Here is an 11686-nt window from a genome sequence, read left to right on the forward strand (position 1 = left end):
CACCTCGCGTTCGTACCGATGAATGGTGCCCGGTCCCGGCCGGCCTTGCCGATCCACCTTGTCGGCCAAGACTTTGACGCGGGAGCTCGGCCGCCCACGCGTGCATACACCGAATCGCTTTACACACCAGCGGTCGGCGGTTCGATACCGTCCGCGCCCACCAGAAATCCCCAGGTAGCGGCTTACTAGTCGACCGGGCTCATATCGTCGGCACTCCACCGCACCGCAGTGACAGCAGGCGCCTTGATGACGTCGGCCAGGGCGGCCTCGATGCGGTGGTCGTCGCGTTCGTCGGCGATGACGGTGGCGGTGATGCGGACGCCCTCGTCGTCGGGCAGGTCGACGGCCGAGATGGAGCGCACCGTGAGGTTGGGGTGCGAGATGGCATCGAAGATCAGGCTGCGGATGTGGAGCTCGGCGCTCGTGGCGCACCGCACCTCGAACCGGTATTCGGCAGAGGACTCTTCGGCGCCGGGCCGGCGGTGCCGGTCCAGCGTGCGGCCGACCGGCCGCAGGAAGATGTTGGCGGCGATGACGGCGCAGCTGCCGATCACGGCGGGCAGCATCAGTCCGCCGCCGGCCAGGGCCCCGATGGCGGCGGAGGCCCACAGGGTGGCCGCGGTGTTGAGCCCCGAGATCGTGGCACCCTGCTGCATGATCACGCCGGCTCCGAGGAAGCCGATGCCGGACGCGACCTGGGCGGCGACACGCGTGGGGTCGGCGTGTTCGCCCGCGAAGGTGTAGCCGCCCATGATCACGAACAGCGCGGAGCCGAGGCTCACCAGCGCGGTGGTGCGCAACCCGGCGTTGCGGGACCGCCACTGGCGCTCCAGCCCGATCGCCGCGCCCAGCCCCAGGCCGGCGCCGATCCGCAGCGCGATATCCAGTGTGTCGATCACCTTGTGCTCCTGTTGCTTTCGTGCTCCGGGACGCGTTCTCGGCGCGTCCACGTCTGCGACGGCAGTAGGGGCGGATGGTAGGGACAGCGTGCAAACCCAAGGTGAACGGCAGTCTTCCCGCCGTTCACCTTGGGACGTGGATATCGTTGAATCAGTGCGCTTTTCGCGATGCTGCGGTCGCCTGTGAATTACCTCCCACTGTGCTGGGACCTCAGGCGGCGGCCTGCGACGTTGACTCGGCCTTCTTGGCCTGTGTCTTCTTGCCGGACTTCGACTTCGGCTTCTTCTGAGTGGTCTGCTTCTCGGCCTTGCTACCGGTGTCCGACGTTCCCGAGCCGGCGCTCGTGTTGGTTGCCGCCCCGGTCGTGTCGGGTTTTGTGTCGGGCTTGGTACCGGAGTCGGTGTCGTGGTTCGCCGTCGAGAGAGTGTCGGGCGCCGTCGAATCTTTGGTGTCTGTCGGGTCTTTGGTGTCCGTCGGCGTGGTCGTCGTGGGCTTGGCTGCCGTCGGCACGAGTTTGACCGTGGGCTTGACCTTCGTCGCGGTGATCTTGGGGATGGCGGTGGCCTCGATTCCGGATGCCGGCGTGGGAGTGGTGGCCGCGATCGGTGCCGGCTGCGTCGCCAGCGCGTTGGCGATGGTGTTCTGCGCGAAGGCGATTCCGTCGATGACCTTCCCGGCGCCGGTATTGAGGCCCTGGATGACGAGCTTTACGCCGTCGGTGATGGCCTTGGCGAGATTGCCGAGGTTGATGGGCAGTAGCGCCGCCACGACGTTCTGGCCGGCGATGATCGCCGAGGTCGCGACGTCGTTGAACCCGCCGAGCAGGCCGGCGCCGAGTCCGATGAGCGCGGCGGGCACGGCCGCTTGCAATGCCTGCTGGACGGCCAGTTGGCGCTGGTTGCGTTCGATGACGGAGACCAGGATCGGCCCGCCGATGACGGTGACGGCGCCGATCACCCCCGCTTCGACGGTGCCGAGGGCGCCCACTAGGTCCCGGGCCAGGATCTGCTGGGCCACGGTGACCACGAGTCCCGGGATGGCGCTGATGGTCTGCCCGACGCCCTGGCCGGCTTTGGCCAGACCGACACCGATGGTCAGGGCATCGTCGACCTGATTCTTCACCCACTGCCTGAAGGCAGGGAACTCCAGGATGTCGGCGATGGTCGCGGTCAGTTGGATATCCGGCATCTGGACGCTGTGGACGACCGGTGTCGGGAGGGCCCGCAACGCCGGTGGCGGGGGAGCGGTGACGATGACGCCCGCGGCCATGACAGCGGCGGCGGTGGGCAGACTCAGACGGGCGGTGAGTGTATGCATGTGAAAGCTCCTGACCGAGGGGGAACTCAAGCAATATTGACGGTAGCGATAAATTTGCCTCGGGGTGGAGTTATCGCAATGTTGGTGCTGCGACGCGGCGGTGCTCAGTGGTGCGGACGGTGATTTTGTGCGATGGCCATAACGGCGATGGCATGGCCGCGACTGGCTATCGGGTTTCGCCGTCGTATAGCGGGTTTCCGTGGGTCTGTGTCCGACTAGTCACCGCAAGTGCCCCTCGGCGGAGATTGCCAAACTGCAGGCGGCTACGAGAGTGGCAGCTGGGAGTTGCACCTATCGATCTCAGAATGAAGGGGTTGATCGGCGTGAGAGGCGCCAGTGGCCGGCTCTATTCATTACGGCCCGTGGGCTGTTCGTAGCGCGTCGCGGTGTGTGAATCGACTCGTGGTCTGGGCTGAAGCGCTAGAGTCATCAACCGCGCACAAAAACGGGGGGGAAGTATGGACGCAGATGAGGTGCTTGCGACCAAGAAGTACCTGCGTGCGATCGGCGAATGGCCTTCGATTGAAAGGATAGACGCCAAAAAGTGGTTGGCGAGGTTTGAGCTACAGCATAGGGAGTATGCTGTAGCACTTCTTGACGCGTTTGTGTTCATCAGCGACAAACAGGTGACAAAGTTATTCGTAAACAATATCCATTCGATGTCCGAGGAAATATCGCGGCCCGGAGCTACTTACAATGAAAAACGCGCGCTGTGGAATGGATTTTTAGACGCTGCGATAATCACGGCTCCCACTGGAGAGGAGCCAAATCCATCCGATTCAGGTCACATCTTTCAGCGTCTCGCGAGAACCGATATAGGTATCGATGAGGACCGTATTGTCATTGACTCAGGGTTACGATCGGTCATCGAGTCTAATGGACCGGCCCCCTTGGTTTTCGTGGATGATTTTGTCGGCTCGGGTAACCAGTTCCTCGAAACGTGGAATAGGCCCCAGTGGGGTGGATATCCCGCTACGATCGCGCAGCTTGTAACTCACTATCAATTGGATGTATATTACGCTCCGCTCGTGTGTACGGCGTACGCGGCCGGTCGTATATCCGCGTCAGCACCCGAGGTGAAAATCCGCGCAGCGCATACATTAACAGAAGTGTATTGTGCGACTAACCCAAACACGATCGTGGTGCCGGAAGATTTGCGCGGTGGTGTATCTCAGTTCATCGAAGATGCTAGTCGGAAGGCGGGAATCGTCAAGTGGAAGCGTGGCTTTCACGATCTTGCGCTAGATATCGCGTTCGAACACTCAATCCCCGACGCTTGCATAGCAGTTCTGTGGAGTAAGGAGGGTGGATGGGTACCGTTGATGGCGAAGAATTGACTGGTCCAAGCAACGATTCTTCCACGCGCGCGGCGGCGCAGTTGAACGCAGTGTTTGGAAAGGTTCGTGCCGAGTATTTTCGTGAAGAAGTCTTTGATCTCTTTACTCATCCATCATATTTTCCGCAGCTACAGACGATTCAGCCGTGTCTATTGGTGGGTGGCCGGGGGACCGGGAAAACCACCGTTCTCAGGTGCCTATCATATGAAGGTCAGGCGCACCTGAACGCGTCGGTACCCATGGATGAATGGCCTGCAATTGGTATGTATTGGCGGATTGATACGAGCGTAGTTCGTGCATTCGAGGGGCCGGAGCTTACGGATCGGCAATGGGATCGTCTTTTTACGCACTATTTGAATCTAACACTTACTGGGCTGATTCTTGAGTTCGTGGAGTGGGCTGAGAGCAAGTCCTCATTGCCTGTGGTTGTTTCCCCGCAGAGAATCAAGGAAACCGCGCTATCGATCGGATTGAGGCCCGTCACCACCTCCGAGGAGTTGCGCGACGGTCTTTCGGAACAATTGCTGGCGCTGGAAATTGCCGTCAATAATCTGGACCCCGATAACCTCCCTCCGGGATCGTCATTAGGTCGGCCAGTCCAGCGTCTAATCCAGGCGCTTGCTGCAGATCCGAATTTGGCTGGCAAGACATATTTCTTTCTGATCGATGAGTATGAGAATCTCACCGACCGTCAGCAGCGTATCGTAAATACTCTGGTAAAGCATGCTGGCGATTACCCCTATACTTTCAAGATAGGTATGCGTGAGACTGGCCATCGTGAGCATGCCACGATCAATCCAGATGAGCATTTGATTGCTCCGGCCGATTACGCATACATCGACATCACCGAGCGGCTTGATGATGCGTCTTTCGTGACATTCGCGCGTCAAGTTTGTGAAAGTCGGCTACGAAAGCTTCAAAACGACGAGGTAAGAGTCCTAGGTGCTGTTAATGAGCTGTTTCCATCATTATCGGAGGAGGCGGAGGCTAAGAAGCTTGGTGTCGATGGCAAGAATGCGTCCACGCGCCGTGAGCTTGCCCGTCTCGGTGCTGGTAACGACTTGCTGCAGGCTTTTGATGCATTATCGCCGCTGGCTGCTTACCTAGTGCAGTACTGGTCTGATTCGCAAGAAATTGGTCTCCTCGAATCTCTCAACGACGCGATCGACGATCAGTCGAGGTGGAATACAAGACTAAACAATTATCAACACGCAATGCTGTATACCATTAGGCGAGGTAAGAGAGGTTACCGCAAGTACTATTGCGGTTGGAGTTCCTACGCGAAGATGGCAAACGGCAATATCAGGTATCTACTTCAGCTTGTACATGAGGCACTTCAACGTCAATTGATCGCAAAGAAGAGCCTTGCATCGCCGCTCTCGCCGGAGGTTCAGACCGATGCTGCTTCTACAATCGGAGAACGTGTTGTCCGCGAACTTCAAGGACTGTCGTCGAACGGCTCTGATTTGACGAGGCTCGTCCTTGGCCTTGGCCGGGTTTTTCAGGTTATGGCGGCCCAGCCGGAGGGGCACACCCCGGAGGTTTCCCAGTTTAGGTTGAATAGCGCTCCAGAAACTGAAGTTGAAGAACTGCTAAACACTTCGGTAATGCATCTGGCGGTGCGTCGGTTTACAACCGACAAGATGGCGGCTGTTTCTGGTCAGATAAAAGACTACAGCTACCAGCTTCATCCGATCTTTTCTCCGTTCTTCACCTACAGTTACCGTAGCAAGCGAAGAATGGATATTAGTCCTTCAGATATTCTGGGCCTGGTTCATGATCACAAGAATGCGATACCACGGATCTTACATAAGAGTAACCGTTCGCCAGAGGAAGAACTTCCGTCGCAGTTGATGATGTTTCGCGAGTATTTCGATGACGCTAATTAGTGAACCGCTCCTCACTCGCGTGGTCGAACATCGCGATTTTCAGATCCCGGCTGGCTCGGTATATATGTTCAGCAGTGGCATTGAAGACAGGGCCGCACTCGATGCGAACTGGCGGCAAGCTGCAGAATCCTCCGGATCTGAATTTGTAGAAGTCATGCAGTCCAAAGATGGAATCGCTCTAGTCGGGGCCGACGGACACCAGATCCTGAGTTTCACTGGTCGACAACGAACTGATGTAATCGGGTACTTTGCTGGTACTGGTGAATCTTACATTGATATAACAGGCATGCCGTATACGATCTGGGCTCCTCTCCTCCGGGCTGCAACTGAGGCAGGTTCGACATTTCGGGTTGTCTATATCGAGCCGGCCGATTATCGAAAGAGTCCAACGCCGACGCAAGGTATGCAGTTTGATCTTTCAGAGGGCTTTGACGGTATTCAACCGCTGCCTGGTTTTGCCTCGCTCCAAGCTCGCCGTGGGGCTGATTGGCACTTGGTAGCCGCGCTCGGATTCGAAGGTGATCGCTTCGCTTATGTGATTAACGAGCTGGAACCCGCAGATGACCAGATTCATCCAATAATAGGGATTCCAGGATTTCGCCCAGAGTTTGCGTCCAACTCATTTGTTGCGAATCGGGGTGGGCTCGAAAATCTGGATGTCATTCCAAATGTCAGATTTGCACGTGCAAATTGCCCATTTGATTTTTTTCATACTCTCCGTGCAATACACGACTACGTGGGCGGTGCTCCGCTGCGGGTGGCCGCAATAGGAACCAAGCCGCATGGGCTCGGAGCAGCATTATATGCGCTTAGCAATCCGGCCACGGTACAACTCATTTACGACCACCCGCGGCGAAAAGCGAAGCGGACAAACGGGCTTTCCCGAGTCTGTATATACGACGTTTCGACTTTCTCTCAATCGGAGCTGTTCCAACAACCGATAGTTCAAGGGCCATGATTCCCAGCATCGATCGGTATTACACGCCGCCCTGGCTTGCCGACTACGTGGCGGGTTTGCTTCCAGCCGAGACTGCCAGCGTGGTGGACTTGGCAGCGGGAGGCGGGGCACTCCTGACCGCAGCTGTCGACAGGTTTGAGGGCTTGGTGGTTTCGGCCGTTGATATCGATCTCGCGGCGGTCAGGTTGTTGCGATCGTCAAATCCTGCGTGGCTCGTGAGCCACGCGAACTCTCTGTCTGAGGCGTCGTATCGCCTGTCGCTCGCGTACAGGAGCCGGCGGAATGGTTACGACGCTGTACTCCTGAATCCGCCGTTCTCCTTCAGAGGTCAAGCGCGTGAACGAGTAAGTTATCGGGGCGTCGAATACCGCGTTACACCAGCCACCTCGTTCGTTCTTCGCGCCCTTGAATGGATTCATAGCGACGGATTGGTGGTTGCGATCATCCCCAATAACGTTATGAATATCGAGGGAGATCGCGAGCTATGGTGTGCTTGGCAGTCTCGTTTCAAGTTAGAGAAGAAGCGGGTCCTAGGTCGTAACACCTTCCCGGGCGCTCATACGACGGCTATGGTCGTCACGCTTCGTCCTGGTCGCGATTCTGGCCGAGCGTCTTCAAGGAAAAAGAAGAATGGGCCGAACGCGAAAGTTTTTACTGGAGCATGCGCATGTGTTGACATTGTTCGTGGGCGAGTGCCTGTTCATCGCGCACACGATCTTCGCGCAACCGATGGCGTACCGTTTGTCCACACGACCATGTTGCAAGACGGGATGGTTCGCCCGACGGAACTTTTGCTACCGAGTTCGCTCGAAAGCGTCGGGCCGTTCGTTTTGATCCCTCGCGTTGGGAAACCGTTACGAGCCAAGGTGGTGTCGTCCAGTATCGAGCGTCTCGTTCTGAGTGATTGTGTATTTGGACTTCGCGCCATCGATGCCCAAACTCACAACGCCTTATTTGCTGTTCTCGCAAATGAATTCGATCAGTTGGCTTCGTTGTACACGGGTTCGTGCGCGCCCTACATCACAGTCGATAGACTAGAGCATTGGCTTGAGCGACGTGGATTCATAGCAGAGCAAAGGCCCGCGTCTGGGGATCCCGGCTTGTGTCAGTGTCGAAGGTCGACGGCTGCGCCGGCTTAGCCGGTAGTCTCGTTGGCCGATATTATCGGGGTTCTGACCTTCGCTGAGGGATTTGGCCTCTTGCATATCGTCCATGATTGTTATGCGGCGGTAGATCGCGTACGTCCGCACGGTCTGCGGATGACGAAGAAGTCCTGGCGTGGCGCTCTCCGTCGGTTCTAAAAGCTTCGATGCTCGTCGGGGTGGAAACTGCCCGGTGCCATTTTCGGAGCCTCGGGTTCGGCCGACAGCGTGCGGCGTAGGCGTTGGCCCAATTCGTGGTTCTGCACGGGTTTGCCGACGTGCGGGGCGAGCGCGCGGGCAACGGCCTGTAGTGCGGGTTCCCGAGGCGGGATGGGAAAGAAGTGGTCGCCGATGACCAGCCAACCGTTTCCGCCGGCGGCAGCGCCACCGATGAGCTTGCCGACCAGATCGGGAAGGTCGAAACCTCCGGCCGGTACGTGCAGCTGCGCGATCACCGACACGGTGTTGTTGTACTGGTTGGTGACATAGATCCGGGATCCGTCGTGCGAAACAGCAATGGCCCCAGCGTAATTGCCGATATTGACGGTGTCTGTCACGGACATCGTGGCGGTGTCGATCCGGTTGACGTCGCCCGTCAGCTGGGTGGCGAATACCGCCGAGCCGTCAGGCGTGACGGCGATGTCGGTGACCTCCTTGCCGAGCGGGAAGGTGACACCGCCGATGATCGCGCCGGTGGCGGCGTCCACCGCGGTCACCGAGCTGGTGGTGACGCCGAACTCGACCGCGCCCATCACGTAGATGCGACTGCTGTCGGGGCTGACGACGAGTCCGGCGGCAGGCTTGCCGACGGAAATGGTGCCGACGACGCTGTGGCTGGTGGTGTCGATGACCGCCAGCGCGTCCGCGCCGTAGCCCGCCACGTAGAGCCGGGCGCCGTTGGGGCTGACGGCCAGGTAGTAAGCCTCGTCGACCTTGATGCTTCCGGTCACCGTATTGGTGGCGGCGTTGATCAGAATGACCTTCGGGTCGGCAGTGCCGTTGATGTCCCCACCCGACGCGAGGTAGATCGTCGAGCCGTCGGGGTGAATGGCCACGTTGCCGGCCCAGCCGGATGGAACCACGGCCACAACCGATTTGGTGTTGACGTCCATCACCGACAGCCCGCCGAAGTTGTTGCAGTACAGCCGCGTACCGTCCGGATGCACAACCAATTGCTGCGCGCCCGGCAAACCGACGCCTGGTCCGATGCTGTCGACCACGGTGTTGGTCGCGGTGGCGATCACGGAGACCGTCGGGCTATTGCTGTTCCCGACGTAGATCCGGTCGCCGGCCGGGCTCGCCGCCGCGGCCGTCGGTCCGCCGCTCTCCAGGATCGTTGCGATGACTGCGAGCATGACGAAAGCTCCCTTGGTCTAAAGGGATTCGATAACCCGGGTCGCGGTGGGCAGGTCGACTCCGGCCTCATCGCGGTATGCCTTGACGGCCGCGATCTTGTTGCCGGAGGCCAGTAGTTCGAGCACGCGGTTCGACACCTGTGTTTGCGCCATCGACCGCACATCGGGCAGCGGGATGCCGGTCTGCGCGTAGAGATGTCGGACCAATTGCTCCAGCGCGCCGAGCCGCTCGTAGATATCGTTCGTCGTCACGTCGCCAGTGTGGCACCTATGCGCCGGCTGTGGGCCGAAAGCGCCATCAGGTATCGGATGACTGCGGGGCGCCGTCGGCCTCAGCCGCCCACTCCTGCGTGACGCGCCGTTTCTGCTCGGCGGCAACCTGGCTCAGATGTGCAGCTTTGGGCCATCCGCAGTGCGCGGCGAATTGCAGTATCAGTTCGTCCATCTCGTCGAACGACACGTCGTGGCTCTTCAAGGCGGCGTAGACGTGGCTGACGATCGGAAACGGCGCGTCCTGGAACGCCACACAGGCCACGGTGATCAGGCGCCGTTCCTTTCGCGCCAACCCCGGCCGCAGCCACATTTCGCCGAACACGAAGTTCAGGATGCCCGCGCCTTGGAACGGGTTGTCCTGGTCGGGCGCGAACGGCAGACAGTTGATGTCCTTGAAGCACGCCGCGCCGACGGCCAGCCGTTCGTCGGGGTCACTGGGAGTAGCGAGTGGCAACAGCGGTTCGGGATCGGGGACCGGCAGGCCGCGCTCCTGATGGATGCGGTTCCACTCCTGGTCGACGATCATGTTGAAGCGCGAAGCCTTCGGCCAGCCCGCGTAGACGGCGAAATGCAGTACGGTTTCCCGGATCTCGACGATCGTGAGGTCACCACTGTTCAGAGCGGCGTACACGTGGGCGCGCAACGGGTCTTCGGCATCGGCGTCCGCGACACAGGGGAGGGTGATGAAACGCCGCTCGCGCCGGGTCAGGCCCGGGCGCTGCCACACGTCGGCGAAGACGAAATCCAGTAGCGAGTCGTCCACCGGTGTGGATTCCGGTGGCGCGGCGACCGTCATGACGTCGGCGTACGCCGACTTGCCGCGTTCGGAGCGTTCGGTACCGAGCCCTGTCATTGTCGTCCTTTCTGACTCACCGAATCGTGACGCCGGCATCGACTTTGAGTTCCAGGCCCGTGACGTATCGGGATTCGTCGGACATCAGGTACAGCACCGCGTTGCTGATGTCGACCGCTTCGGCCATGACGACCGGCAGGGCATTGGCGAAAAGTGGCGCCAGGTCAGGCCGCGTCTCCCGGATCAGGCCGTGCAGGGACGCCGGCTGCATTCCGGTCGGCACTCCGGTGGGATGTACCGTGTTCACGCGAATGCTCTGCGCGGCAAGCTCATTGGCCAGGCTCTTGCTGAGCCCCACGATCCCATGCTTGGACGCGGTGTAGGGCAGGTGCAGTGGTGTCCCCTTGGTACCGGCGGCGGAGCTGATGTTGACGATGCTGCCGCCGCGGTCGATCAGATAGGGCAGCGCGGCTCTGCACGTGTTCCAGGTTCCGATCAGGTTCACGTCGACCACGGTGCGCCACTGTTCGGCGGTGGTGGTGTCCCAGGTTCCCGCGGTGAGCACGCCGGCGTTGGCAATCGCGCCGTCGAGACCGCCCAACTGCCGCGCACCGTCGTCGACCGCGGCCCGCAATGCGTCGGCATCGCGAACGTCGACGACGTGCGTCGCGGCGCGACGCCCGTATTCCCGGACGAGACTGGCGGTTTCGTCGAGGTCCTCCCGCGTCGCCAGCGGGTATTCGAGCACCGAGAGGGACTCACAGATGTCCACGAGGATGAGGTCGGCCCCCTCCTCGGCCAGGCGCACGGCGTGGCTCCGGCCCATCCCGCGGGCCGCGCCCGTGATCAGTATCTTCTTGCCGGCGACTCGCCCGGTGACAGAGTTCATAACTTGTTGCAGAAGCCTGCGTCGACCGGAAGCGTGACTCCGGTGATGTACTGCGCGGCATCGGAGGCCAGGAAGGCGACGGCATGGCTGATGTCTTCTGGTTCGAGCAACCCGACCGGCATGGGGTTCTGCAAGTGTGGGCCGCCGTCGGGATAGTTCTTCAGGAACGCCGTCATGGCCGGATTGACCGCCATCATGGTGTTGACGGCCGTCGGGTGCACGGTGTTCACCCGGATGCTCTGTGGGGCAAGCGCATTGGCCAGTGTCCGCATGAGACCGACGATGCCGTGCTTGGATGCCGCATAGCCCAGACCGCCGGCCTGCGCACCGCCGAAGCCCTTCAACCCGGCAGTGGAGCTGGTGAAGATGATGGACCCACCGCGCCCGCCGGCGAGGATGTGGGGGATCGCCGCCTTGGCGGTGTGCAGGGCGCCCGTCAGATTGACGTCGATGACGTCGGTCCACATCTCGAGTTCTTCTTCGATGGTCAGTTCACGGAACGCCATCGTGGCGATACCGGCGTTCGCGCAGACGATGTCGAGGCGGCCGAACTGCTCGACACCGGCGTCCAGCGCCGACTTGAGTGCTGTGAAATCACGGACGTCGGCGACGGCGGCGACGATCTTGCCGCCGACGGATTCGACCAGTTCGACGGTTTCGTCGAGTTCGGCACGGCTGGCCATGGGGTAGCCGTTCGATGCGATGTCCGCGCAGATGTCCACGGCGATGATGCCCGCACCTTCTCTCGCGAGATGCACTGCGTGGCTGCGACCTTGCCCACGGGCCGCGCCGGTGATGAAGGCGACCTTCCCGTCCAACGATCCCATCTGAAC

Annotated in this window: 11 protein-coding genes; 4 read left to right on the forward strand and 7 right to left on the reverse strand. The window is 60.3% G+C overall.

Annotated features, from left to right (window positions below; all coding sequences use genetic code 11):
• Nucleotides 1-185: 185 nt before the first annotated feature.
• Complete coding sequence (locus tag BR47_RS0124250; protein ID WP_029105869.1) at nucleotides 186-896, reverse strand: MgtC/SapB family protein; 711 nt, start codon at nucleotides 894-896, stop codon at nucleotides 186-188.
• Between the two features lie 214 nt (nucleotides 897-1110).
• Nucleotides 1111-2217, reverse strand: a complete 1107-nt coding sequence (locus tag BR47_RS0124255; protein WP_029121064.1) for a hypothetical protein — start codon at nucleotides 2215-2217, stop codon at nucleotides 1111-1113.
• Between the two features lie 458 nt (nucleotides 2218-2675).
• On the opposite strand from BR47_RS0124255, the gene BR47_RS33300 reads away from it, so the two are divergent.
• The 4 genes from BR47_RS33300 to BR47_RS34160 are packed head-to-tail and all read left to right on the forward strand — an operon-like array spanning nucleotide 2676 to nucleotide 7540.
• The gene (locus BR47_RS33300; protein ID WP_141772297.1) at nucleotides 2676-3554 is read left to right on the forward strand and encodes a phosphoribosyltransferase-like protein; all 879 of its coding nucleotides are present in this window, start codon (nucleotides 2676-2678) and stop codon (nucleotides 3552-3554) included.
• Nucleotides 3527-5443: an ORC-CDC6 family AAA ATPase gene (locus tag BR47_RS33305; protein WP_141772298.1), complete on the forward strand. Its 1917-nt coding sequence runs from the start codon at nucleotides 3527-3529 to the stop codon at nucleotides 5441-5443. Before BR47_RS33300 ends, BR47_RS33305 begins: the two co-directional genes overlap by 28 nt.
• Nucleotides 5444-5462: 19 nt before the next feature.
• Nucleotides 5463-6401 (forward strand): hypothetical protein, encoded by a 939-nt coding sequence (locus tag BR47_RS33310; RefSeq protein WP_141772299.1) that lies wholly within the window; start codon nucleotides 5463-5465, stop codon nucleotides 6399-6401.
• On the forward strand, nucleotides 6398-7540 hold the full coding sequence (locus tag BR47_RS34160) for a methyltransferase (protein WP_081831385.1): 1143 nt from the start codon (nucleotides 6398-6400) through the stop codon (nucleotides 7538-7540). Before BR47_RS33310 ends, BR47_RS34160 begins: the two co-directional genes overlap by 4 nt.
• A 158-nt stretch (nucleotides 7541-7698) precedes the next feature.
• On the opposite strand, the gene BR47_RS31310 is transcribed toward BR47_RS34160, so the two are convergent.
• Genes BR47_RS31310 through BR47_RS0124290 form a run of 5 tightly spaced genes read right to left on the reverse strand, consistent with a single transcriptional unit; the run spans nucleotide 7699 to nucleotide 11680 of the window.
• A complete protein-coding gene (locus BR47_RS31310; protein WP_051634974.1) occupies nucleotides 7699-8898 on the reverse strand; it encodes a YncE family protein in 1200 nt (399 codons plus the stop codon).
• An 18-nt stretch (nucleotides 8899-8916) separates the two neighbouring features.
• On the reverse strand, nucleotides 8917-9150 hold the full coding sequence (locus BR47_RS0124275) for a hypothetical protein (RefSeq protein WP_020104241.1): 234 nt from the start codon (nucleotides 9148-9150) through the stop codon (nucleotides 8917-8919).
• 46 nt (nucleotides 9151-9196) lie between these two features.
• A complete protein-coding gene (locus BR47_RS0124280; protein WP_029121066.1) occupies nucleotides 9197-10024 on the reverse strand; it encodes a carboxymuconolactone decarboxylase family protein in 828 nt (275 codons plus the stop codon).
• A 16-nt stretch (nucleotides 10025-10040) separates the two neighbouring features.
• On the reverse strand, nucleotides 10041-10853 hold the full coding sequence (locus BR47_RS0124285) for a mycofactocin-coupled SDR family oxidoreductase (RefSeq protein WP_029121067.1): 813 nt from the start codon (nucleotides 10851-10853) through the stop codon (nucleotides 10041-10043).
• Entirely contained in the window at nucleotides 10850-11680 is an 831-nt protein-coding gene (locus BR47_RS0124290; RefSeq protein ID WP_029121068.1) for a mycofactocin-coupled SDR family oxidoreductase, read from the reverse strand. The genes BR47_RS0124285 and BR47_RS0124290 overlap by 4 nt, the downstream gene beginning before the upstream one ends.
• Nucleotides 11681-11686: the final 6 nt, after the last annotated feature.

It is taken from the genome of Mycobacterium sp. UNC410CL29Cvi84, assembly GCF_000686745.1.
Classification (GTDB): domain Bacteria; phylum Actinomycetota; class Actinomycetes; order Mycobacteriales; family Mycobacteriaceae; genus Mycobacterium; species Mycobacterium mucogenicum_B.